A 25083-nucleotide genomic window follows, 5' to 3' on the forward strand; every position below is an offset into this window, starting at 1 on the left:
TTCCTCTCGAGACGGACGAAGCCATGCCCGACGTGAACGCCGCCCCGAACCCTGCGCTGGAGGAGATGCTGGAGGAGGATTGCCCGATCGCCGTGATCGCCGCCGCCTGCCGCATGCCCGGCGCGCCCGACCCGGCCACCTTCTGGCAACGCATCTTCGAGGGCCAGGACTTCACCCGCCGCTTCACGCCGGAGGAACTCGCCGAGGCCGGCATCGATGCCGCCACGGCGGCGCGCCCCGACTATGTCGGCGTCGGCGCCGTGCTGGATGACGCCTTCGACTTCGATCCCGCCTTCTTCGGCTACAGCGCTGCCGAAGCCCTCGACATCGACCCGCAACAGCGCCTGTTCCTGGCCTGCGCGGCGGAGGCGCTGCAGGTCGCCGGGCATGGCGGGCGGGCGCCACGCGGCAGCGTCGGGGTGTTCGGCGCGACGCGGCTCAGCACCTGGATGCGGCCGGACCGGGATATGCTGCTGCGCATCGCCTCGCCACGGAACTTCCAAGCGCTGACGGGCAACGACAAGGACTACCTGGCGACGCGCGTCGCCTACAAGCTCGACCTCTCGGGTCCGGCGCTCACCGTGCAAACGGCCTGTTCCAGCTCGCTCGTCGCCGTGCACATGGCCTGCGAGCAGCTCCGCGCCGGCGGGTGCGACATGGCGCTGGCCGGCGGCGTGGGGATCACCTTCCCCCAGGCGCTTGGATACCTGCATCGCGACGGCATGATCTTCTCTGCCGATGGCAGTTGCCGGCCTTTCTCCGCGGAAGCGAACGGCACCGGCATCGGCCATGGCTGCGGCGTGGTGCTGCTGAAGCGCCTCGCGGATGCCGAGGCGGATGGCGACGAGATCTGGGCCGTGGTGCGCGGCTCGGCCGTGAACAATGACGGCGCCGCGAAGGCCGGCTTCACCGCGCCGGGCATCGAAGGACAGGCGGCGGTGATCGCCGAGGCCCTGGACATGGCGGGCACCGACCCCGCAACGATCGGCCTGGTGGAAGCGCATGGCACCGGCACGCCGCTCGGCGACCCCATCGAGGTGGCGGCGCTGACGCGAGTCTGGCGCCGGTCCACCGATGCCGTCCAGCACTGCGCGCTGGGCTCGGTGAAGTCGAATCTCGGCCATCTCGACACGGCGGCGGGCATTGCGAGCTTCCTGAAGGCCGTCCTGGCGCTGCGCCACCGCGTGCTGCCGCCGACGCTGTATGCCGAGACGCCCAACCCCGCGCTGGAACTGGACACCAGCCCCTTCTTCCTGCCCGTCTTCGCGCTGCCCTGGGACAGCGACGGGCCGCGCCGCGCGGCCGTCAGCTCCTTCGGCATCGGCGGCACGAACTGCCACGTCGTGCTGGAGGAAGCGCCGGCCCGTCCGGTTGCCGCCGCCACCACATCCCCCGTTGCCCTGGCGGTGCCGGCCCTCAGCGCCGCGGGCGTCGCGCGCTATGCCGCGCGGCTCGCCGCCCGATTGGATGAGACCGACGCTTGTCCCGCGATACTGGCCGCCACCATGGCGCATCACGGGCCGGCGGCGCGGCAGGGCGACCTCATCCGTGCCGTGGTCGGTGCCGCGTCGCCGGATGCGCTGCCGGCGCAACTCGCGGCGCTGGCCCGGGGTGTGGTGCCCTCCGTCATCATGCGCGGCGACGCGCGGACGCTGCGCCTGACCGGTTGCGCGGCGGAAGCAGCCGCCGCGTGGCTGCGCGCGAGCTGGAGTGGCCGGGCCGACCCGTTCGGCCTGGCCAGGCTTCCCTGTCCCGCTGCGCTGCGCGCGTGGCGCGACGGGCATGACGCCGCCCTGCCGACATCGGCGCTGCTGCTGCCGCAGATGGCGCTCGCTTCGGCGCTGCTCGCCGTCCCAGGCGCGACGGTCGACGGCGAAGGCAGCGGCGGTGTCGCCTTGGCGCTGGCGCGGGAGGCCTTGCCCACCGAGGCGCTGGCCCGCCGCCTCGACGCCATCGATCGGGGCGAGGTGGCGTGCGGCGCTGTCGGGACGGACGCGGCCTGGCCCGTCGCGACGGGCATCATGGTCCATCTTGGCGAGAGCGATCCCGGGGCCCTTCGCCGCTGCCTCGACCTTGCTCTGTGGCAGGCGGGCCTCGGCGCCTGTCCCGTGCCGGTGCCGAGCCATCGGCTCAGCCTGCCACCCATGCCGTTCGAGGATCAGCGCCTGTATCGCCCCGTCGCGGCCGCAATGCCGCCGGCCGATGCGCCCTGGGCTGCCGTGCTTGCCGAGGGTGCTGCGGCCGTCGATGGCATCGCGGTGGATGCGGACCGCGTGACGCGGGAACACGCTGCCGTCGCCGCGCTGCATCGCCACCATGCCGGGCGCGCCTTCCTGTCTCTCGGCTGCCTCGCGGACAGCACGCCGCGCGATCTCGACAGCGTCGTGGCCGAGGCGCACATCGATCCGCGGTTCCGGCAACTCGCCTTCCGCCTGCTCGAGGACCTGGTGAGCGAAGGCGGGCTGCATCGGGACGCGGCCGGCCGCTTCGTCGGCCCCATCCGCCCCGGTGACGCGCCGGAGGCGAGCGACCTCGTCTCGCCGAGCCTCGCCGGGCTGATCGCGCGCACGGCGCCGCATCTCGATGCGGTGCTTACCGGCCGGACGCCGTTGGTGAACCTCGTCTTCCCGGAGGGCGACACCTCCGATGCCGCCGACCTGTATGAGAGCCACCACTACAGCCGCCATCTGAACGACATCGCGGCGCGTCTGGCCGGCGCGGTCGGGGCGGGGCGCAAGGTAACGGTCCTCGAGATCGGCGCCGGCACCGGCGGCACCACCGGCGCGGTGCTGGCCGCCCTTGGTCCGCAGGTCGGGCGCTACGTCTTCACCGACATCGGGCCCCTGTTCCTGGCCCGCGCGCGCGAACGCTTCGCGCAGGTGCCGGGCATGGAGTACGCCCAGCTGGACATGACGCAGGACGTGCTCGCGCAAGGCTTCGCGCCGGCGTCCTGCGATCTGATCGTGGCGGCGAACGTGCTGCACAATGCGGCCACGCTGCCGGGCGTGTTGCGCAACCTTTCCCGCCTGCTGAAGCCCGGCGGCGTGCTGCTGATGCGGGAACTCGTCGAGCGCAAGCCGCTGTTCGACATCGTCTTCGGCGCCCTCGCGCCGGCGGTGGACGACCATGAGGCCCGCGGCGGGCTGTTTGCATCAGCGGCGTTCTGGCGGGATGCGGCGCGCGCCGCGGGATTCGCCGAGACGGCGGCCTTCCCGGAGGAGACGACGCCGGAAGCGGCCATGGGCGAGGCCATCATCCTCGCGCGCATGCCGGGTGCCGTCGCGCCGGTTGGCGCCGACGCGCCACCCCTGTGGGCCGGTGTGGCGGGCGACGGCGACGACCCTCTCGCCCTGCTGGCCGAGGCGGCGCTCGCGGCGCAGCTTCTGCCCGGCACCCTGCTGGACATGGTCCCTGGCGCCCCGCTGCTCGCCGGGATCAGCGTTGAACTGCGACGGACGACCGGCCGTCTGCTGCTGCTCTCCAATGGCAAGGTTGTCGCGTCGGCGCGGCTTTCTCCGGTGGTCCCGCCGCTGCCTACGATAGGTCAGCCGACCGGCCCCGCGCCCGACGGGCTGCGCGCCGCCCTGGGCGGCCTGCTGCGAGATCCCGCCGAGACGCTCACCGTCCTCGCCGCGCCAGGCGATGCCACCCTGTGGTCAGCGTCGTTGGCGGATGGCGGTCGTGCCCTGGTCGCGGAGGGGACGGACTGCGCCCTGGTGTGGACAGCGCCTGCCACGGCACGTCGGTTGCTGCCGGCCACGCCCGCGACGCGCGCGATACTCGCGGCCGAGCGCTGGGACGCCGTTTCGGCCCCGGGAAGGCCCTCCGGGAAACCGATCCACCTGATCGGTGCCATCGGCGGCGTGATGACGGAGGCTTTGTCGGCCGAGGCGCGCCGCCAGGGTCGCGACTGCGTCCTCCGTGACGCCGGCGACGCCACGCTGGCGGGCAACGCACACACGCTTCTGCTGGTCGAGGACCTGATCGACGGCAGCGCCACCACGCCATCCGACCGCCTGCGCCCGGTGCAGGAGGCGCTTGCCGCCCTGGCCCGCGCCGCGCGCGCCGCACCCGATGGCGCGGGCGCCACGATCATCACGCGCAACGCCACGGCCCTGCCCGGCGAGACGGTGCAGGATCCGCTGGCGGCCGTGGCCCTCGGCATGGGCCTGTCCCTGGCGCGCGAGGCGAGCAGCGTTCCGATCGCGCTGCTCGATACCGATCTGAGCGCGACGAGCCTGACACGTCTGCTCGCCCTGCCGCCCGCGCTGTCCGAACAGGCGTCCTTCGGCGCCATTCGGCGCGGCCAGGCGTTCCGTCGCCGCTTCGCGGCGCTGCCCGATCGCGCGGACATCGCATGGTCGCTGCCGACGCAGGGCACAATCGTGGTGACCGGCGGCCTGTCCCGCCTCGGCCGTACCCTGATCGATTGGCTGGGCGGCCTCGGTCTGGCGGATGTGACGCTGTTCCTCCATCGCGAACCGACCGTGGAGGAACAGGCCTCCCTCTCGGCGTTGCGGGAGGCGCATGGCCTGTCCCTGCACCTGCTGCCGGGCATCGACTGCGCCGATCCGGCCGCCATCGCGCGCGGCTTCCGCACGCTGGACGCCGCCGCGACCGCACCGCGCGCCGTGTTCCATCTCGCCGGCATCGTGCGGGATGGGCTGATGGAACGCCAGGGTTGGGACGAAGCCGGGCCGGTGCTCGCGGTCAAGCTGAACGCCGCCGCCGCGATCATCCAGGCGATGACGCCGCATCCCGGCGCGCCGGTCGTATTCTTCTCCTCCCTTGCCGCTGTCGTCGGCCCGCCGGGAGAAGGCGCGCATGCCGGCGCCAATGCCGCGCTGGAGGCGATGGCCCGCCACGCCCGCAGCCAGGGTATCGCGGCCACCGCGATCGCCTGGGACTATTGGCGCGACGCGCTGCGCGACGAGCATCGCGCGCTCGCCGCCCGCTTCGTGACGCAGGGCCTGTCCAACGGGACGGGACTCGCTGCCCTTGCCGCCGCATTGGCGCAGCCGGAAGCGGTTGTAGTCGCGGCCGATCCCGCCGCTCTCGCCCTGCTGAACGGGGCGGCGGCGCGGCCTGTCGTGGAATCGACCGTCGAAGCGGACGACGTGCTCTGCTGGCTGCGGCATGCGGTGGCCAGGCTGGTCGGACGGCCGGCGTCGGAGATCGACGACGCTGCGGGCCTGATCCAGCTCGGCATCGATTCGCTGATGTTCCTCGATCTCGGCGAACGCGCCGGACGGGAACTCGGCGTCACGCTCAGCGCGGAAGCCGCGCTGGGGGCGGAGAACCTCAAGGCGCTGGCCGAGACGCTGCGCCAGCAGCGCGACGCCTCGTGATCGCTGCGACCCAGGGCGCGCCGCTGCGCATCGCGGTCTGCGGCGCGCGGTTCGGCGAAACCTATCTGAAGGCGCTGCGGGACGGCGTGCCGGGGCTGGTGCTGTCGGGCATCCTCGCCCGCGGCTCGCCGCGCTCGGCCCGTCTGGCTGAGGCCCTTCGCGTGCCGTTGTGGCAGGACCCGCGCGACGCGGTGCGCGGCAGTGACATGGCTGCCGTCGTGGTCCGCGCGGGATCGATGGGCGGCGGCGGCACGCAGCTCGCGGAAGCCCTTCTCGATGCCGGATTGCCGGTGCTCATGGAACACCCGCTGCATCCGGTCGAGATGATGCGGCTGCTGGATGCAGCCGCCCGGCGCGGCGTCGCCTTCCATGTGAACAGCGTCTACCCGTACCTGCCGGCGCCGCGGCGCTTCGGCCAGGCGGTCCAGGCCTGGCACGAGCACGCCGCCCCCGACCGCCCCGCCTATGCCGAGGCGACGACCAGCCGCCAGCTTCTCTATTCGACGCTCGACATCCTGGGCCGCGCGCTCGGTGGCCTCGCCGGGCTGCAGCTGGAACGCGGCGATGCGGCGACAGGCCAGCCCTTCGCGACGCTGGAGGGCGAGCTTGGCGGGTTGCCGCTGTCGCTGCGGCTGCAGGGCTATCTCGATCCGCAGGACCTCGACCACCACTCGCTGGTCATGCACCGCATGGCGGTGGGCGGGCCCGAAGGCAGCATCGAACTCGCCAGCAGCTTCGGGCCGGTGCTGCGCAGCCGCGCGCTCTACATGCCGGGCTATGCGGAAGGCAGCGCCTCCATGCTGCTGACGGACAGCGAACCCGCCGAGGCCAGCCCCTTCCTCGACGCGCCGATGCTCGGCATCGAGGCCGCGGAAGCACTGACGGGCCGCGATGCGGCGTCCGAGGCCCTGCCCGCCGCCGTGGCGCTCGCGCTGGCGCAGTTCGCGGCCGCGGTGCGCGGCGGTGGATCGCCGCCCAGCCAGGCGCCCGACTTCCTGACGCAGCTGGCCCGGGCCTGGCTGATGGCCGGGCAGAAGGCGGGCGCGCCGGCGCTCCGGCGCCTCGCGCCACCGCCGCCGCCCGCCAGCATCGGCCTCCATGCGACCGGGAGGGACCATGCCCTTGCCTGACGACATCCTGCGGATCAACGGCCGCATCTATGGCGAGCTCGATCGCGTGCTCGTCGCGCGCGGGCTCGGCGGCCAAGCCTTGTTCCTGAATTGGGGCTATGCGGGCAGCGGAGCCGAACCGGACGAGGCGGCATGCGAACCGCCGCAATACGTGCCGCAGCGCGCACAATGGAAGCTCGTGCTGGAAGCCCTGGGCGACGTCGATCCCTCGGGCCTGGACGTGCTGGATATCGGTTGCGGCCGTGGCGGCGCGCTGGTCGCGCTGGCGCGGCTGTTCGACAGCCGGTCTTTGTCCGGTCTCGACATCGGCGCGGCGAACATCGCGCATTGCCGGCGGCTGCCGGACCTCGCCTCGGCGCGGTTCCAGCAGGGTGATGCCTGCCGGCTGCCCTATCGCGACGCAGCCTTCGACCTGGTGATGAACATCGAGAGCTCCTGCGCCTATCCGGATGTCACCGGCTTTCTACGGCACGTGCATCGAGTGCTGCGGCCAGGCGGGCATTTCGTGTTCGTCGATCTCGTGCCGGCCGAGGCGCGCGGGGGGATGCGGGCGTTGCTGAAGGGCCTGGGCTTCTCGCTGCTGCGCGAACGCGATGTCACCGCAGCCGTGCTGCGCGCCCGCGCCGATGCCGCCTCGGCGGAGGATGCGGTATTCGCGGGCATCGCCGCCGCCTCCCCCGAAACGGCCGACTTCCTCGACACCTACCGGGCCGGGCCGGACACACCGATGTTCCGCGCCATGGGGCACGGCGCAGTGCAGTACATGATCTATCGCCTGCGCCGGATCGACGCGCGTGAGGGACCGCCACCGCCCGCGCCGGATCGCGGCGCGATGTTGCGCGCCCTGCTCGAAGGACAGCCGGCATGACGGGCGACGCCTGGTTCCCGCTGGCGCCCGGCACCGGCGAGACGTTGGTCTTCTGCTTCCCTTTCGCGGGGGGCTCGGCGACCTTCTACCGGCCCTGGATCGCGCCGGCCTCGGCGGCGGGCCTTGCGGTGCTGCCGGTCGAATTACCCGGTCGTGGCCTGAGGCGACAGGAGGCGCCGCAGCGGGATCTGCCGATGCTGATCGAGGCGCTGGGCCCCGCGCTGCGCGATCGCCTCGACCGGCGCTTCATCCTCTTCGGGCACTCGCTGGGGGCGCTCCTGGCTTTCGAGACGGCGCGGCATCTCCGGCGCCGCTATGCCCTGACCCCCGCGGCGCTGGTCGTGTCGGGGCGATACCCCCCGCATCGCCGCGGCAACCCGGACCGCTTCCGCCACGCCCTGCCCCCGCCGCGCTTCCTGGCAGCGTTGAAGGAGCTGGGCGGCACGACGCCGGAGATCCTCGCGCATCCCGATCTCATGGCGCTCGCGGAACCGCCGCTGCGCGCGGATTTCGCCCTGACGGAACTCTACGCGCATGTGGAGGAGGCGGCGCTCGACTGCCCGATCCTCGCCCTGACCGGGGAGGCCGATGCGGAGGTGAGCGTGGCGGAGATGGCGGAATGGTCCCGCCACGCCGCGGCCGGCTTCGAATTGGTCACGATGCCTGGCGATCACTTCTACCTGCGTGATCGTACGCCCGAGATGGTCGCCCATCTCACCCGCTGCGCCGCGCCGGCGTGAGGCCGCCGTGCCCGACACGCTGATGCCGCGATCCTCCGAGGATGCGGCGCGGCGGCCATCCGCACCACGTCGGTGGCGTTGGGTGGTGGTCGGCCTGTTGGCGGTGGCGCTGGCCGGCGGCATCGCGGCCTGGCGGATGCGGTCGCCGGCCGCGGTCGCGCCACCGCCATCCACCCCGACCGTCCTGACCGTCACCACGGTGGTCGCCACGCCGCGCAGCGTCCCGCACCGCATCCCGGCGGACGGGCCCATCGTCGCTTGGCAGGAGATGCGGCTCGGCATGGAACTCGGCGGGCTGCGCGTCACCGACGTCACCGTCGAGGAAGGCGACACCGTCGCCGCCGGACAGCTCCTCGCCCGCCTGGATGACAGCGTGATCGCGGCACAGCTCGACCGCGCCGACGCTTCGATCACCGAGGCGGAGGCCAGCCTGGCGCTGTCCCGCGCCGAGCTTCGCCGCGTCCAGTCGCTCATTGCCAGCCAGAACGCGGCGCGCCAGACGCTGGAACAGCGCGAGGCGGAAGTGCTGCGCAACGACGCCCGCCTCGCCTCGCTGCGCGCCTCGCGCGCCGAAGTCGCGGCGATGCTGGCCCAGACGCGCATCACGGCGCCGGATGCCGGCGTGATCCTCGCCCGCGACATCCTGCCGGGCAGCGTCAGCGTCGCGGGCCAGGTTGCCTTCCGCCTGCTGCGGCAAGGGCGCGTCGAACTGGAAGCGCGGGTGCAGGAGATGGACCTCGCCGCGATCCGGCCTGGGCAGGACGTGCTGGTGCGCCACGGCGCGCGCAGCGTTGCCGGCCAGGTGCGCGCCGTCGCACCCTCGCTGCCGGGGAACACCCGCCTCGGCGTCGTCCATGTCGCCCTGCCGACCGACCCGGGACTGCTGCCGGGCATGTTCGCCCTGGCCGTGATCGATGCCGGCGCCATCGAGACCATCGCGGTCCCGGCGGAAGCCGTGGTGTTCCGGGACGGCGCGCCGGCGGTCTTCGTGCTGGAAAGCGACCGCGCAAGGCTGCGCCGCGTGACCATCGACGCGACGCTGAAGGACGGTGCATTGGCGATCGCCGGCGGCCTTACCGCGGGCGATCGCGTGATCGCCATGGGTGCCGGGTTCCTCGCCGATGGCGACCGCGTGCAGGTTGGGGACGCACGATGAGCATAGCGCCGGACCGCGGCAACATCTCCGCCTGGTCGATCCGCAACCCGGTCGCGACCAGCGTGCTGTTCATCCTGCTCGCCATCTCCGGGATCGCTGCCTGGCCGATGCTGCGGGTGAACGGCATGCCGGATGTCGACCTGCCGGTCGTCACCATCACCGTCACCCAGCCCGGCGCCGCACCGACCGAGTTGGAAACCCAGGTGACGCGCCGCATCGAAGACGCGGTGGCGGGCATCAGCGACATCCGCCACATCTACTCGGCGGTGACCGACGGGGTCTCGACCACCATCGTAGAGTTCTGGCTCGGCAAGGGGATCGACGAAGCGACCAACGAAGTGCGCGACCGGATCGGTCAAATCCGCACGGAACTCCCCGCCGACATCACCGAGCCGGTGATCAGGCGTATGGAGTCGGCCGGTGGTGCCATCCTGACCTACACGGTCGCCGCCCCGGGCATGTCCGCGCCGGCGCTCAGCTGGTTCGTGGACGACACGATCGTCAAGGCGCTGCTCTCGGTCCGTGGCGTCGCCGGCGTGGCGCGGATCGGCGGCGCGGATCGGGAAATCCGCGTGGCGCTGCGGCCCGACCGCCTGCTCGCCTTCGGCATCACGGCGAACCAGGTGAACGCGCAGCTTCGCCAGGGCAACATCAACCTGCCGGCGGGGCGGATGACGCTCGGCAGCGCGGAACAGTCGCTGCGCACGCTGGGTTCCGCGGCGACGGTCGGCGCGCTGCGGGCGCGGCGCATCCTGCTGCCGGATGGCAGGGCGGTGCGCCTCGACAGCCTCGCGGAGGTGACGGACGGGACGGCGGAGACCCGCACCGCCGCGCGACGGGACGGCCGGCCCGTCATCGCCTTCGAGGTATCGCGCAGCCGAGGTTCCTCGGAGGTGCATGTGGCGGACGGCATCGAGGCGCGGCTTCGCACGCTGGGCGCAGCGCATCCCGATGTCACGATCCGTCGCGTGGCGACGACGGTCACAGATGTGCTCGATGGCTACCACGCGGCACTGGAGGCCCTGGTGGTGGGAGCGCTGCTGGCCATGCTCGTGGTCTGGATCTTCCTCCGCGACTGGCCGGCGACCTGGATCGCGGCGCTGGCCATGCCGCTGTCGCTGCTGCCGACCATCGCGGTCATCTGGCTCGCCGGCTTCTCGCTGAACAGCGTCACGCTGCTCGGGCTCACACTGGTCGTGGGCGTGCTGGTGGACGATGCGATCGTCGAGATCGAGAACATGGTGCGCCACCTGCGCGCCGCGCCGGAGCAGGGACCGCGCGCGGCGGCCTTCGCGGCCTCCGCGGAGATCGGCCTCGCGGTCATGGCAACCACCGCGACCATCCTCGCCGTCTTTGTCCCGGTTGCCTTCATGCCGGGCGTCGTCGGGCAGTTCTTCCGCGAGTTCGGACTCACGGTCGCGGCGGCGGTCGCCTTCTCACTCGTCGTTGCGCGGATGCTGACGCCGCTGCTGGGCGCGCACTACCTGCGCGTCGCGGTCACGCGGCCATCCGCGCGGCGCGAGGGCCGGATCTGGCGCGCCTTCCTGCCGCTGCTGTCCTGGTCGCTGCGGCATCGCTTCCTGACGCTGGCGGGCGCCATGGCGCTGATGGCCGGCACGGTCGCGCTGGTGCCGCTGATCCCGCAGGATTTCATGCCGGCCAGCGACGGCGGCCGCACCACGCTGGCGCTCGAACTCCCGCCCGGAACGCCGCTGTCCCGCACCGAGCGCAGCGCCCGTGCGGCGACAGAGATTCTCCAGGCGCGGCCCGAGGTTGCATCGGTCTTCGTCTCGCTCGGCACGATCGTGAGCGGGGAGGCCGGCATCGGTGCCTCGACCCGGACGGGCGAGCCGCGCATGGCGAACTTCATCGTCACTCTGCGCCCGCGGGGTGAGCGCAGCCTGACGCAGCAGCAGATCGAAGCGGCGTTGCGGCCAGCGTTGCGCAACATCCCGGGGGCCCGCATCCATTTCGGCGCCGATGGGCAGGGCGGCTCCCGCCTGCAGGCAACGCTGGTGGGCGATGACGCCGAGACGCTGGCGGCGGCGGGCCGCGAGCTGGAACGGCAGATGCGGGAGGTCCCGCACTTCGCGGCGGTGCGTTCAACCGCAAGTCTCCAGCGGCTGGAACTGCAGATCGTGCCGGATATCGAGCGCGCCGCCGATGCGGGCGTGACCACCGCTGCCATCGCCGCCGCCGCCCGCATCGGCACGACAGGGGATGTGGATCAGAACCTCGCGCGGTTCGACCTGCCGGGGCGGCAGATTCATGTCCGCACCATGCTGGATGAGCAGGCGCGGCAGGACCCGCACACGCTGCGCCAGCTGCGCGTGGAAAGCGGCACCGGGGATGCGGTACCGCTGGGCAATGTGGCGGAGATCCGGCTCGGCAGCGGGCCGTCGAGCATCGACCGCCTCGACCGGGCGCGGCGGATCACGGTGGAGGCGGAACTCGGCGCGATGCCGCTCGGTGAGGCGCTCGCGATCGTCGACGCGCTGCCGATCATGCAGGGGCTGCCTGGCGGCGTGCGGCGGCAGGACCTCGGCGATGCGGAGACGATGGCGGAACTGTTCGCCGGCTTCGGCATGGCGCTCGGCGCGGGCGTGCTGCTGATCTACCTGGTCCTGGTTCTGCTGTTCGGCGGGTTCCTGCAGCCGCTGACCATCATGGCGGCGCTGCCGCTGTCCTTCACCGGCGCTCTGCTCGCGCTGCTGGTGACGCAGCAGCCGATCGGCATCTCTGCCGTCATCGGGCTGCTGATGCTGATGGGCATTGTCGCGAAGAACTCCATCCTGCTGGTGGAGTACGCGATCATGGCGCGGCGGGAGAACGGACTCGGCCGCGACGCCGCGATGCTGGAGGCGGTGCGCAAGCGGGCCCGCCCGGTCATCATGACCACGATCGCGATGTGCGCCGGGATGGCGCATATCGCGATGGGCATCGGCGCCGATGCGGAGTTCCGCGCGCCGATGGCGATCGTCGCGATGGGCGGGCTCGCCACCTCCACGTTGCTGAGCCTGCTGGTCGTGCCGGTGGTCTACAACTGCATGGATGATGTCGAGGTGTGGCTGACGCGGCGGGCCGCGCCGCGCGGCATGGCGGCGGGGCGGTGACGACTTGTCAGGCGCCCCTCTCGGCCCGGCGCGCGAGGCCCGGGAGCAGGACGGCCATCACCAGCGCCAGCGCCGCCGCAAGGACGAAGCAGGCATCAATGCCGATGAACTGGCCGAGCAGCCCGGCGCTCATGCCCGCGATGGCCGCGAGCGCGGCGTCGGCACTCTGCAGCAGGGCGTAGTCCACGCCCGGCTGCGGCCCGGTCGCCCAGCCCATCATCGCGCTGTACAGCACGACGAAGGACGCGCCGGCGATGAAGCCGAGCAGCAGCGGCAGGGCCATCAGCGCCTCCCGCGGCAGGTCCGGCGTCATGGCGGCGGCGGCCAGGAGGATGAAAATCACGCCCTGGGTGGCGACCGCAAGGCGTAGAACCCGCCCCACATCGTGGTGGGCCAGGATGGTGGCGGCGACGATCGTGCCTGCGAGCCCCGCCAGCGTTCCGCCGAGCCCGGTCAGCCAGCCGAGCGTCTCGAGGTCGAAGCCGCGGTCGATCAGGAACGGCCCCAGCATGCCGTAGCCGATACGCAGCGCGATCTGCGCCGCGAGGACCGTCAGCAGCCCGATGCGGAAGGCGGGGCGACGGAGAGCGTCCCGCAGGGAAGGCCGATGGGCGGCCTGCCGAGCCGCGTCGCCCAGGGGCTCCGGCGTCAGCAGCAGCGGAATGGCGAACACTACCATGCAGGCGGCGATGGCCATGGCCGCCGGTTCCCAGCCGAACCGACCGACGGCGATGAGAAAGCCGCCGCCGCCGAGCATGATGCCGAGATAGGCGCCGCCGACCTGCATCGCGTTGCCCCAGCCGCGCGCCTGGCGGGGGAGCTGCTCGACCGCGAAGGCATCGCACGCGATGTCCACCGTGGCGGTGGCGATGGTTGCCAAGGCCAGGATCGCGAACAGCGTCACCGTATCGGTGCCTGCCATGGCGAGGACGGCGAGCAGTAGCGCCGTCGCGAGTTGTCCCGACAGGATGATGTGGCGCGAATGGCGCGTGCCGTCCGGGCGCAGCCGCAGGCTCTCGACCGCCGGGGACCAGAGGAACTTCAGCGCGTGGATCAGCATGAGCAGCCAGACGAGGCCGATCAGGCCCAGCGGCTGCCCCTGCTGCCGCAGCACGGCCGGAACGGACTGGAAGACCAGCCCGCCCACGATGGATTGCGCGGCATAGATGCCGACGACCGCGCCGAGGACGCGGCCGGTGGACAGGACCGCCACGTCAGTAGCTGGCGGTCAGGCGGACACCGACCTCGCGGCCCATGCCGACCTGGTAGAAGTTCCCGGCCGGGCCGGCCGAGAAGCCATAGGTAGCGTAGCGCTCATTCGTCAGGTTGTTGCCGTAGATCGTGGCCGTCAGGTGGCGGCTGGCTTCCCACGACAGGCTCGCATCGAGCAGGGCGTAGCTGCCTTGCCCCACGGTGTTCGCATCGTCGAAGAAGGTCTGGCTCATGTAGCTGACGCCGACGCGCGGGATCAGACGACCCGTCTCGCCCGGCAGGGTAATGGCGTAGGAAACGTCGAGCCCCGCCGTGACCTGCGGCGCATAGGCCGGGCGGTTGCCGACGTAGTTCACGTTGAGGCCGGTCGGGTCCAGGTACTTCGTGTACTCGGCCTGGTTGAAGGCGATGCTGCCCTCGATGCGGAGCCCCTCGACCGGCCGGAAGATCATCCTTGCGTCGATGCCGTAGGATTCGACGTCGCCCGTATTCTGCAGGTGTTGGAAGGGCTGCGCGCCGACGAAGGCCTGATAGCCTGTCGTGTTGGCGTAGTAGATCGCCGCCGAGGCCTCGAATGATCCGTCGGGCAGGCGGGCGCGGACGCCGAGCTCGAAATTGTCGGTGCGGGCGTTGCTGTACTGGAAGTTGAAGTTGTAGGGCGTGACCGTGCGCGTGAAGCCGCCCGGCTTGAAGCCGCTGCTGTAGAGCGCATAGACGCGGAATTCTTCGGAGATCAGGTAGCCGATCGAGATCTTCGGCGTCAGCGCGCTCTCGTTTCGTGTGCCGCGCAGGGAGACGTAACCCTCGGCGGTCGCCTCCGTGTCGATCACGTCGAAGCGCAGCCCGCCCGTGACGTCGAGCCGGTCCGTGATGTGCCAGGTGAGTTCGCCATAGCCGGCGTAGGTCTGCAGGTTCTGGGTCGAGACCTGGCCCGGGATGCGCCGCTCGAAGTCGAGGTTCTGGAACCACAGGCCGGCGACATAGGAGAACGGGCCGTTCTCGCCGGGGGTCGAGGCGATGCGCAGCTCCTGGGTGAACATGCGCTGCGTCTCGGGGGTGTAGGTATTCTGGATGGTGCGATCGAGGTCGCGGTCCTGCCAGCCGGTCATGGAGGAGATGACTGCGGGCCCCAGGTCGTAGGAGGCGACGAGGCCGAGGGTCGTCGTCGAGAGGCGGTAGTGCGAATCGTAGGGCAGCGCGACGCGGTTCCGGATGCCCTCGGTGCCGTAGACGAACTGCTCCTCGGCCGAGTTGGTCACCATGTAGCCGGCGTTGAACATGATATCCCAGGGACCGCCGGTCGGCGCGTAGCGCAGCCGCGCCATGCCGCTCAGATCCCGCGTGCCGCCATAGGCGGAATCACCGCCGGTCGGCGGGTAGTAGTTGCCGAACTGCTCGCGCCAACGGACCGTCACGTCGCCATAGAGGACGCCCGGCACGATCGGGCCGCTGGCCAGCGCGCCGGCCGAGGCCTGGCGGTTGCTGTAGGCGACGTCGCCGACGAGGCGCAGCGTATCGTCCGGGCGCAGCGTCAGAATGTTGATCACGCCGCCGATCGCGCCTGCGCCGTACAGCGTGCCTTGCGGGCCGTAGAGCACGTCCACCCGGTCGATCTGCATCGGGAGGAGCTGGCCGAGCAGCGCGAAGTCCTGCGGCAGCCCGTCCATCAGCACCTGGACCGAGGGGTTGTAGAAGTCGGAGGAGGTCTGGCCGCGAATGGTCACGTTGCCGTAGGCGATGGAGGAGCGGGGCCGGATGACCATGCCGGGGAAGGCACGGTCGATCTGCTCCACGGAAATGATGCCACGGTCCTCGAGAGTCTCCGCCCCGACCGACCGCAGCGTGCCATCCACCCGCATGGGATCCTGATCACGTTTGCCGCCGGTGATGGTCAGTTCGGGCAGCCGAACGGTATCCGGTGCCTCCTGCGCATAGGCGGTTTGCGCCGCCGTCATCGCGAAGGCCGAGACGGCCGCGATGCGGAAGGCGGAGCAAAGGGTCTTGCGGGTCATGGCAGCTCGTATGCTCGGACGGGACTGCCGCCCTAATCCGGCCGCTGCGGCATCCACGCCACCCGAAGCGGGGTTCGGATGGCTGGAATCGGGATCCATTTCGCAAACTGGAAAGAGCGAATTGCCGGCGAGCGCGATGAGTGAACAAATCGCGAAGGCCCGCTTGGGTTTTCAAGGCGATGGCCCGAGTGCCGTTCGGTTAAGGGGTGTCTGCCCCTCCAAGCCACCCCAGCAAAGGCCGAAGGGCCTTTGCAAACCTCAACCTGGTGCGGCGCGCTGCTGGCGGACTGGTTGCCGGAGGCCGCCCTTGCGCACGAAGCGCGCCTGAAACGGGCAGAGAGCCCGTCGCGTTTGGCACCAACAGATTGCGGTCCCGGGGGTCCAACCCCCTAGCGGGGTGGTTCGGAGGGGCAGCGCCCCTCCGATCTCCGATGGCGGAAGTACCGGGAGACCTCTCGACCTTTGGCGGGGCAGGTCCGGAGGATAGAGCCCCTCCTGTCCTTCCCATTCTCCCCGGTCGGGATCAGCCTGCCAGCGCTGCGATCTCCGTCGCCAGATTGGCCCGCGCCGGTGCGTCGTAGATCGCGGCGAGGCGCGTGCGGAACAACTGCTCCGCCGTGACGAAGCGTTCCAGCACGCGGCGGCGGCCGGCGCGCCATTCGGGTTCCGGCACCGCCGCGAATTCGCGCCGCAGCAGGGCGGTGTTGCGCGCGAAGACCGCCGGCGTCTCGGCCAGCGGCGTGAGATCGAGGTCCAGCAGGCGCTGGATACGGTCATCCCCGCCGGCATAACCGATGTGGTCGGCGGTCGCGCGGATCGCTGCCTGCACCCAATCCGATCCACCGGGAACGAGTGTCGCGAAAAGGTCGGCCGAGCGTGCTTCGTTGTCTCGCGCAAGCGGCTCGTAGATCGCGTCGTGGAACAGGATGGCGCGGGCCAGGTCGCGATCCGCCGGGTCGCCGCCATGCATCAGGTGGCGCAGCCAAAGCAGCCCGACATGCGCCGCGTCGTGGTAGCCGCGATGCGGTTCCGCGTGCCGGCGGCGCAGCTCGGCCACCGTCTGCGCCGGGACATCCGCCTGGGCGATCAGCGCGCCGAAGCTGGCCTGGCCTTGTGCCGGGTCAATCGCCAGGGCCTGCGTCGCGCGCAGCGAGACCGAATGGCCGGACATCGGTTCATCCGGCCCGGCGGAATTCGGTGCGGCCGCCGGGATCTTCGAGCACCAGGTGGTCGTTGTCGTATTGCAGGACGCGGAAGGTCTCGGCCGGCAGCATGCGGATGTCGGTGCAGCCGAACAGGCCGCAGGCGCGCCGCGGCGCCCAATCATCGACTGTCAGGCGAAGCCACGGGCCGGGGTCGGAAAGCGACCAGCGGCCGGAGACGGTCATCTCCGGGCCGGACGGACCGCGGTCGCGCCGGGCGAAGGCGCCGTCGGGGGACAGCGTGATCTCGACGGACTGGCCGCCCTCCGTCGCCTGCCAAGTGCCCGCAATGGGGTTGGCCGCGGCGCCGAGGAGGGGTGCCGCGATCAGGGCCAGCGTGAGCACGATGCGTCGGGAAAGGGCCATGACATCCTCCGTAGCAGGAAGACCCGGGGCGGGACTGTGCGGCAGGATGCAGCGCGCGACGATGAAGTGCTTCAGGTGGTGCATGGTACGCCGGAGAGGGGCCAGCCCCTCCCCGGCGAAAGCCTCAGCGTGACGATGGGCCGATCTCCGCCTCCAGTTCCTTGATGCGGGCCTGCAGAGTCGCGCGCATGGACGGGGCGGCGTGCGGCTTCAGCCCTGCCAGGGTTTCCTTCAGTTCGCGGAGCAGCTTCTCCTTCTCCGCGCGGCTGCGCTGGATGGGGCGTGCGTCGGAAAACTGGCCTTCGCGGCTGCGCATGTTGGTTCTCCTGCGTGTGACGACGGCGCGGTGCGCGCGCCATGGGAAGCGCAAAGGCCGCCCGAGTCGGGGCGGCCTCCGCGCCTTGCCGCCCCGCCGCGTGACGGCGGGGCTTCGTATGGATCGGGTGTCGCCCCGGACCGGGGCTACGCCCCGTCCATGGCGACGGATGGCGAGGTCAGATGTCGAGCATCAGCCGGCGCGGATCCTCGATGCTCTCCTTCACGCGGACGAGGAAGGAGACGGCTTCCTTCCCGTCGACGATCCGGTGGTCGTAGGACAGCGCGATGTACATCATCGGGCGGATCTCGACCTTGCCGCCGACGGCCATCGGGCGGTCCTGGATCTTGTGCATGCCCAGGATGCCGGACTGCGGCGGGTTCAGGATCGGCGTGGACATCAGCGAGCCGTAGATGCCGCCATTGGTGATGGTGAAGGACCCGCCGGCCAGCTCATCAAGCTTCAGCGCGCCGTCGCGGGCCTTCTTGCCGTAGCCGGCGATGGTCTTCTCGATCTCCGCGAAGGACATCTGGTCCGCATGGCGCACCACCGGCACGACCAGGCCTGACGGGCCGCCCACGGCGATGCCCATGTGAACGAAGTTCTTGTAGACGATCTCGTCGCCGGCGATCTCGGCGTTGACCGCCGGGAACTCCTTCAGCGCGGCGACGCAGGCCTTCACGAAGAAGGACATGAAGCCGAGCTTCACGCCGTGCTTCTTCTCGAACGCGTCCTTGTACTCGGCGCGCAGCGCCATCGCGGCACCCATGTCCACCTCGTTGAAGGTGGTGAGCATCGCGGCGGTGTTCTGCGCTTCCTTGAGACGCCGGGCGATGGTCGCGCGGAGGCGCGTCATCTTCACCCGCTCCTCGCCTTCCTCCAGCGCGCGCGGGGCGGCCTTCGGCGCGGCGGCGGCAGGCGCCGCGGCGGGGCGCGCCAGGTAGTCGAGCACGTCGCCCTTGGTGATCCGGCCATCCTTGCCGGTGCCCGCGCCGATGCCGGCGGCGGTCGCGCCGGTCTCGGCCATCATCTTCGCGGCGGCGGGGAAGGGGGCCTCGGCCGGGGTGCCGGGCACCGCGACGGGGCCGGAGACCGGGCGCGGCGTCTCGACCTTCGGCGCGGCGGGGGTCGAGGAGGCAGGCTGCGGGGCATTGGCGGGCTTCGCGGCCGCCGCGGCGCCGCCGGCGGCGATGGAGCCGAGCACGGCGCCCGGCTCGACCTCGGCACCCTCATCGGCGGCGATCGCTTCCAGCACGCCGGCCGACGGCGCGTTGACCTCGACCGTGACCTTGTCCGTCTCGAGTTCCACCAGCGGCTCATCGGCGGCCACCGCCTCGCCGGCCTTCTTCAGCCAGCGGGCGACGGTCGCGGTGGAAACGCTCTCGCCGAGGGTGGGAACAAGGATATCGGTCATGGCTTCGGTCCGTTCTTCTGCCCGTGCGCCGTCACAGCCCGAGGGCCGCGCGCACCAGGGCTTCCTGTTGCTGCTGATGGATGCGGGCGAGGCCCGTGGCCGGGCTCGCGGCTTCGTCGCGGCCGACATAGACCGGTCGCTTCGCCTTGATGCCGAGGCCCGCCAGCACCTTCTCGATGCGCCGGTCCATGAAGGTCCAGGCACCGTTGTTCTCGTGTTCCTCCTGGCACCACACCACCTCCGCGTTCTTGTAGGGCGCGAGGGCCTTGGCGAGATGCGTGGCGGGGAAGGGATGCATCTGCTCGACGCGAACCAGGGCGACGTCGGTGATGCCTTCCTCGCGGCGCTTCTGCAGCAGGTCGTAGTAGACCTTGCCGCTGCAGAGGACGACGCGCGTCACCTTCTCCTCCGGCGCGATCGCATCGATCTCCGGAATGACATAGTGGAAGGAGCTGCCCGGCCCGAAATCGGCCAGCGAGCTGACTGCCATCTTGTGGCGCAGCAGCGACTTCGGGGACATGACGACCAGCGGCTTGCGGTAGTTCGCCTTGAGCTGGCGGCGCAGCGCGTGGAAGTAGTTCGCCGGCGTCGTGAAGTTGCACACCCGCATGTTCCGCTCGGCGCAGAGCTGGAGGTAGCGTTCGAGGCGGGCGGAGGAATGCTCCGGCCCCTGGCCCTCCATGCCGTGCGGCAGCAGCATCACCAGGCCCGACATGCGCAGCCACTTCGTTTCCGCGCTGGCGAGGAACTGGTCGATGATGACCTGGGCGCCGTTCGCGAAGTCGCCGAACTGGCCTTCCCACAGCACCAGGGTGTGCGGGTCGGCCAGCGAGTAGCCGTAGTCGAAGCCGAGCACGCCGAATTCCGACAGCAGCGAGTTGAACGCGTCGAAACGCGGCTGGCCCTCGCGGATGTTGTTGAGCGGTACGTATTCGGCCTGCGTCGCCTGGTCGATCAGGTAGGCGTGGCGGTGGGAGAAGGTGCCGCGCTGCACATCCTCGCCCGACAGGCGCACGCGATGGCCGTCCAGCAGCAGCGTGCCGAAGGCGAGCGCCTCGCCGGTCGCCCAGTCGATGCCCTCGCCGGTCTCGATCGCCTGCTTCTTGGCCTCGAGCTGACGGGTGATCTTTGGGTTGATGGTGAAGTCCGCCGGCGCGCGGCAAAGCGCGCCGCCGACCTCGCGCAGCGTGTCGAGCGAGACGGCCGTGTCGTGGAGCTGTTCCACGTCCTGGCCCGCGGTCGCGTTCTTCAGGCCGGTCCAGTGGCCTTCCAGCCAGTCAGCCTTGTTGGGCCGGAACGACTGCGCTGCCTGGAAGGCGTCCTCCAGCGTGCTGTTGAAGCCGTCCAGCACCGCCTTCGCTTCCTCGGCGGAGATGCTGCCTTCCTTCGCCAACCGCTCGGCATAGAGCGTGCGCGTGGTCCGCATCTCCTTGATGCGGTTGTACATGATCGGCTGCGTGAACGCCGGTTCGTCGCCTTCGTTGTGGCCATGGCGGCGGTAGCAGACGATGTCCAGCACGACATCGGCGCCGAACTGCAGGCGGAACTCGGTGATCAGCCGCGCGCAGAACACCACGGCCTCGGGGTCGTCGCCATTCACGTGCAGGATCGGCGCCTGCACCGACTTCGCGATATCCGTGCAATACAGGCCGGAATAGGCGTGCACCGGCACCGTGGTGAAGCCGATCTGGTTGTTGGTCACGATATGGATCGTGCCGCCGGTGCGGTAGCCGATGAGCTGGCTCATCGCCAGCGTCTCATACACCACGCCCTGGCCGGCGAAGGCGGCGTCGCCGTGCAGCAGGATACCCATGACCGAATGCCGGCCCTTGGTGTCGCCAGCCATGTCCTGACGCGCACGCACCTTGCCGACCACCACGGGGTCCACGCATTCCAGGTGGGACGGGTTCGGCTGCAGCGAGAGATGGACCTTGCGCCCCTCGATCTCGATGTCGGTCGAGGTGCCGAGGTGGTACTTCACGTCGCCCGAGCCTTGCACGTCGTCAGGGTTGGCGCCGACGCCCTTGAACTCGGAGAAGACCTGCACGAAGGGCTTCTTCACGACGTTGACCAGCACGTTAAGGCGGCCGCGATGGGCCATGCCGATCGCGATCTCGTTCACGCCGCCCTTGGCACCGGCGCGGATCACTTCCTCGATCGCCGGAATGGTGGACTCGCCACCTTCGAGACCGAAGCGCTTGGTGCCGACATATTTGCGGGCGCAGAAGGCCTCGAAGCCCTCGGCCTCGGTCAGGTCCTGCAGGATCTGCTTCTTGGCGGCCGTGTCGAAGGTGGCGGACCAGGGCGCGCCCTCGATGCGGCGCTGGATCCAGGACTTCTGGTCCGGATCCTGGATGTGCATGAACTCGACGCCGATCGGGCCGCAATAGGAGGCCCGGCAGATCGCGATGATCTCGCGCAGCGTCGCCGTCTCCTTGCCCAGCACCATGTCCAGGAAGATCGGCCGGTCCAGATCGGCGTCCGTGAAGCCGTAGGTCTTGGGGTCGAGCTCCGGATGCGGCTTCGGCTTGGTCAGCCCCAGCGGATCGAGCTGGGCCTCCAGATGGCCGCGCACGCGGTAGGATCGGATGAGCATCAGCGCGCGCAGGCTGTCGAGCACGGCGCGGCGGGTGGCCTCGGGGTCGGCCGCGGCACCGGGCTTCGCGCCCTTGGCGGGGGCCGGGGCCTCGGGGTCGGGGCCGAAGGCGCCGCGCACGCGCGGGGCCCAGGAGGCACCGGTGGCGTCGGTCAGGACCGACCGCGCCTCATCGTTCAGCGCGGCGAAGAGCTCGGCCATGGAGGGGTCGACGCTGTCGGGCTTCTCGGCCCAACGGGCATATAGGTCCGCGAGGTACGCGGCGTTCGCGCCGGTCATCGCGGTTGCGAGGATGTCCACTCCGGCCATCGTTTCTCTCCGTGCCGGCGGGCGGCGCCGCCGGGGGTCGCATTCAGGGTTCTTGTTGCAGGTCCGCCGCCGAGCCTGACCCTCAGGCTGCGGCGGCGGTGCTTAACATAGGGCGGATGGCCCGATTGTGGCAGGGCCCCGGCCCTGCAGGGCTGATCAGCCCTTCAGCGCCTTGACCATGGTCGAACCGAGCGCGGCGGGGCTGTCTGCAACATGGATGCCAGCGGCGGCCATGGCTTCCATCTTCGCTTCCGCGGTGTCCTTGCCGCCCGAGATCACGGCGCCGGCATGGCCCATGCGGCGGCCGGGAGGGGCCGTGGCGCCGGCGATAAAGCCGACCACGGGCTTGTTCGGCTTGCCGGGGGCGAAGTTTTCCTTCTTCAGGAACTCCGCCGCGTTGATCTCGGACTGGCCGCCGATCTCGCCGATCATGACGATCGACTTCGTCTCGTCGTCCTTGAGGAAAAGCTCGAGCACGTCGATGAAGTCCATACCCTTCACCGGGTCGCCGCCGATGCCGACGCAGGTGGACTGGCCGAGGCCAGCGGCCGTGGTCTGGGCCACCGCCTCATAGGTCAGGGTGCCGGAGCGGGAGACGACGCCGACCGAGCCGCGCTTGTGGATGTGGCCCGGCATGATGCCGATCTTGCAGGCATCCGGGGTGATCACGCCCGGGCAGTTCGGCCCGACGAGGATCGACTTCGACCCGCCGAGGGCGCGCTTCACCTTCACCATGTCGAGCACCGGAATGCCCTCGGTGATGCAGATGATGAGCGGAAGCTCGGCATCGATGGCTTCGAGGATCGCATCCGCCGCGAAGGGGGCGGGGACGTAGATCACGGAAGCGTTGGCCTGCGTCTTCGCGACGCATTCCGCCACTGTGTCGAACACCGGCAGGTTCAGCTCGGGGTGCATCGTGCCGCCCTTGCCGGGCGTCGTGCCGCCGACATAGGTCGAGCCGTAGGCGATGCCCTGACTGGCGTGGAAGGTGCCCTGGGCGCCGGTGAAGCCCTGGGTCATGACGCGGGTGTTCTGGTCGACGAGGACGGCCATGGCTCAGGCAGCCTTCTTCACGGCGGCGACGACCTTCTGGGCGGCGTCGGCCAGGTTGTCGGCGGGGATGATGGCGAGGCCCGATTCAGCAAGGATCTTCTTGCCGAGTTCGACATTCGTGCCTTCGAGCCGGACGACCAGCGGCACCTTCAGCGAGAGGTTCTTGCTGGCGACCACGATGCCCTCGGCGATCATGTCGCACTTCGCGATGCCGCCGAAGATGTTCACCAGGATCGCCTTCACATTGGCGTCCGAGGTGATGATGCGGAAGGCTTCCGTGACGCGCGCGGCGTTCGCCGTGCCGCCGACATCGAGGAAGTTCGCCGGCGAGGAGCCGTACAGCTTGATGATGTCCATCGTCGCCATGGCGAGGCCGGCGCCGTTGACCATGCAGCCGATCTCGCCGTCGAGCGCGACGTAGTTCAGGTCGTGCTTGACCGCGTCCAGCTCCTTCGGGTCCATCTCGCTGTCGTCGCGCAGTTCCTCCAGGTCCTTGTGGCGGAACAGGGCGCTGTCGTCGAAGGACACCTTGGCGTCGAGCGCGACGATGTCACCCGCGCCGGTAACGACCAGCGGGTTGATCTCGACGATCATGCAGTCGAGCTCGATGAAGGCGCCGTAGAGCGCGGTCACGAACTTGGTGAAGGAGGCGACCTGCTTGCCCTCGAGGCCGAGGCCGAAGGCGAGCTTGCGGCAGTGGTAGCCGGAGATGCCCGAGGCGGGGTCGACCGCGACCTTCAGGATCTTCTCGGGGTGGTTCTCGGCGACCTCCTCGATCTCCATCCCGCCTTCGGTCGAGGCCATGATGGTGAGGCGCGAGGTGTCACGATCGACCAGCAGGCCGAGATAGAGCTCACGCTTGATGTCGCAGCCATCTTCCACATAGACGCGGGAGACGAGCTTGCCGGCCTCGCCGGTCTGCTTCGTGACCAGCGTCTTGCCGAGCATCGCATCGGCGGCGGCCTGCACATCCGCGATCGACTTGACGACGCGCACGCCACCCTTGCCGTTCGGGTCTTCCTTGAAGCGGCCGGCGCCGCGGCCGCCCGCATGGATCTGCGATTTCACGACATAGACGGGACCCGGCAGGGCCTCGGCAGCCTTCACGGCTTCCTCGGGCGTCCAGGCGACATGGCCGTCCAGCACGGCGACGCCGTAGCGGCGGAGCAGTTCCTTGCCCTGGTATTCGTGGATGTTCATGCCGGATTCCCTTTAGGGGGGCTTAAAGGAAAAGGGCCCGGCGTCGCCGCCGGGCCCCGGGGTGGGTCAGCCCACCAGCTTCTTGGACGCGTCGATCAGTTCCTTGACCGCGTCGCAGGACTTGTCGAAGGCGGCCTTCTCGGCGCCGTTCAGCTCGATCTCGACGATGCGCTCCACGCCGCCGGCGCCGATCACCACAGGCACGCCGACATACAGGTCCTTGATCCCGTACTGGCCTTCGAGCCAGGCGGCGCAGGGCAGGACGCGCTTCTTGTCCTTCAGATAGGCCTCGGCCATCGCGATCGCGGAGGCGGCCGGCGCGTAGAAGGCCGAGCCCTTCTCGAGCAGCTTCACGATCTCGCCGCCGCCATTCGCGGTGCGCGAGACGATCGCGTCGATCTTCTCCTGCGTCGTCCAGCCCATCTTGATCAGGTCGGGCACCGGGATGCCGGCGACGGTGGAATAGCGGGTCAGCGGCACCATCGTGTCGCCGTGGCCGCCGAGCACGAAGGCGGTCACGTCCTCGACGGACACGTTGAACTCATGGGCGAGGAACAGGCGGAAGCGGCTGGAATCGAGCACGCCCGCCATGCCGACCACCTTCTGCGGCGGCAGGCCGGACTTCTGCTGGAACACCCACACCATCGCGTCGAGCGGGTTGGTGATGACGATGACGAAGGCGTCCGGGCAATGCGTCTTCACGCCCTCGGCCACCTGCGCGATGACGCCGGCGTTCTTCGAGACGAGGTCGTCCCGGCTCATCCCCGGCATGCGCGGGAAGCCGGCGGTGATGATGACGACGTCGGAACCCGCGATCGCGCTGTAGTCGCCCGCGCCGGCCATGGCGGAATCGAAGCCGTCCACCGGGCCCGACTGCATGATGTCGAGCGCCTTGCCCGCGGCCACGCCCGGGAACACGTCGAACAGCACGACGTCGCCGAGTTCCTTGAGGCCGATCAGGTGGGCCAGCGTGCCACCGATGTTGCCGGCGCCGATCAGCGCAATCTTCTTGCGGGCCATGGGACTTCCTTGCAGGATGTGGTGCAGC

At 70.4% G+C, this 25083-nt stretch carries 16 protein-coding genes; 6 read left to right on the forward strand and 10 right to left on the reverse strand.

Translation table 11 applies throughout. The annotated features are described in order from the left end of the window. The first annotated feature begins 23 nt into the window (after positions 1-23). Genes GXW78_RS09205 through GXW78_RS09230 form a run of 6 tightly spaced genes read left to right on the forward strand, consistent with a single transcriptional unit; the run spans position 24 to position 12355 of the window. The gene (locus GXW78_RS09205; RefSeq protein WP_211868096.1) at positions 24-5348 is read left to right on the forward strand and encodes a beta-ketoacyl synthase N-terminal-like domain-containing protein; all 5325 of its coding nucleotides are present in this window, start codon (positions 24-26) and stop codon (positions 5346-5348) included. Next, on the forward strand, positions 5345-6478 hold the full coding sequence (locus tag GXW78_RS09210) for a Gfo/Idh/MocA family oxidoreductase (protein WP_211868097.1): 1134 nt from the start codon (positions 5345-5347) through the stop codon (positions 6476-6478). Before GXW78_RS09205 ends, GXW78_RS09210 begins: the two co-directional genes overlap by 4 nt. Continuing rightward, positions 6465-7346, forward strand: coding sequence for a class I SAM-dependent methyltransferase (locus GXW78_RS09215; protein ID WP_211868098.1), 882 nt, complete (start codon positions 6465-6467; stop codon positions 7344-7346). Before GXW78_RS09210 ends, GXW78_RS09215 begins: the two co-directional genes overlap by 14 nt. After that, complete coding sequence (locus GXW78_RS09220; RefSeq protein WP_211868100.1) at positions 7343-8086, forward strand: thioesterase II family protein; 744 nt, start codon at positions 7343-7345, stop codon at positions 8084-8086. The genes GXW78_RS09215 and GXW78_RS09220 overlap by 4 nt, the downstream gene beginning before the upstream one ends. 7 nt (positions 8087-8093) lie before the next feature. After that, on the forward strand, positions 8094-9242 hold the full coding sequence (locus GXW78_RS09225) for an efflux RND transporter periplasmic adaptor subunit (protein ID WP_211868102.1): 1149 nt from the start codon (positions 8094-8096) through the stop codon (positions 9240-9242). Further along, a complete protein-coding gene (locus GXW78_RS09230) occupies positions 9239-12355 on the forward strand; it encodes an efflux RND transporter permease subunit (RefSeq protein WP_211868105.1) in 3117 nt (1038 codons plus the stop codon). Before GXW78_RS09225 ends, GXW78_RS09230 begins: the two co-directional genes overlap by 4 nt. A 7-nt stretch (positions 12356-12362) precedes the next feature. Here GXW78_RS09230 and GXW78_RS09235 read toward each other — a convergent pair whose 3' ends face one another. From GXW78_RS09235 to mdh, 10 genes are all read right to left on the reverse strand, one after another. Then, complete coding sequence (locus GXW78_RS09235; protein ID WP_211868107.1) at positions 12363-13568, reverse strand: MFS transporter; 1206 nt, start codon at positions 13566-13568, stop codon at positions 12363-12365. Position 13569: 1 nt separating this feature from the next. After that, positions 13570-15579: a TonB-dependent receptor gene (locus GXW78_RS09240; protein WP_211868109.1), complete on the reverse strand. Its 2010-nt coding sequence runs from the start codon at positions 15577-15579 to the stop codon at positions 13570-13572. Positions 15580-16102: 523 nt separating this feature from the next. After that, the gene (locus GXW78_RS09245; protein WP_211868111.1) at positions 16103-16750 is read right to left on the reverse strand and encodes an HD domain-containing protein; all 648 of its coding nucleotides are present in this window, start codon (positions 16748-16750) and stop codon (positions 16103-16105) included. A 4-nt stretch (positions 16751-16754) separates the two neighbouring features. Continuing rightward, complete coding sequence (locus GXW78_RS09250) at positions 16755-17147, reverse strand: hypothetical protein (protein WP_211868113.1); 393 nt, start codon at positions 17145-17147, stop codon at positions 16755-16757. Between the two features lie 124 nt (positions 17148-17271). Further along, positions 17272-17463, reverse strand: coding sequence for a hypothetical protein (locus GXW78_RS09255; protein WP_211868115.1), 192 nt, complete (start codon positions 17461-17463; stop codon positions 17272-17274). 178 nt (positions 17464-17641) lie between these two features. Continuing rightward, positions 17642-18877 carry a 2-oxoglutarate dehydrogenase complex dihydrolipoyllysine-residue succinyltransferase gene (gene odhB / locus GXW78_RS09260; RefSeq protein WP_211868117.1) on the reverse strand — a complete coding sequence of 412 codons (1236 nt, stop codon included), beginning with the start codon at positions 18875-18877 and terminating at the stop codon, positions 17642-17644. A 31-nt stretch (positions 18878-18908) separates the two neighbouring features. Beyond that, complete coding sequence (locus GXW78_RS09265; RefSeq protein WP_211868119.1) at positions 18909-21782, reverse strand: 2-oxoglutarate dehydrogenase E1 component; 2874 nt, start codon at positions 21780-21782, stop codon at positions 18909-18911. Between the two features lie 156 nt (positions 21783-21938). Beyond that, on the reverse strand, positions 21939-22835 hold the full coding sequence (gene sucD / locus GXW78_RS09270; RefSeq protein ID WP_211868121.1) for a succinate--CoA ligase subunit alpha: 897 nt from the start codon (positions 22833-22835) through the stop codon (positions 21939-21941). Between the two features lie 3 nt (positions 22836-22838). Next, complete coding sequence (gene sucC / locus GXW78_RS09275) at positions 22839-24035, reverse strand: ADP-forming succinate--CoA ligase subunit beta (RefSeq protein ID WP_211868123.1); 1197 nt, start codon at positions 24033-24035, stop codon at positions 22839-22841. 66 nt (positions 24036-24101) lie between these two features. Further along, entirely contained in the window at positions 24102-25055 is a 954-nt protein-coding gene (gene mdh / locus GXW78_RS09280; RefSeq protein ID WP_211868125.1) for a malate dehydrogenase, read from the reverse strand. Positions 25056-25083 lie beyond the last annotated feature (28 nt).

It is taken from the genome of Neoroseomonas terrae, assembly GCF_018129025.1.
In the GTDB taxonomy this organism is placed as follows: domain Bacteria; phylum Pseudomonadota; class Alphaproteobacteria; order Acetobacterales; family Acetobacteraceae; genus Neoroseomonas; species Neoroseomonas terrae.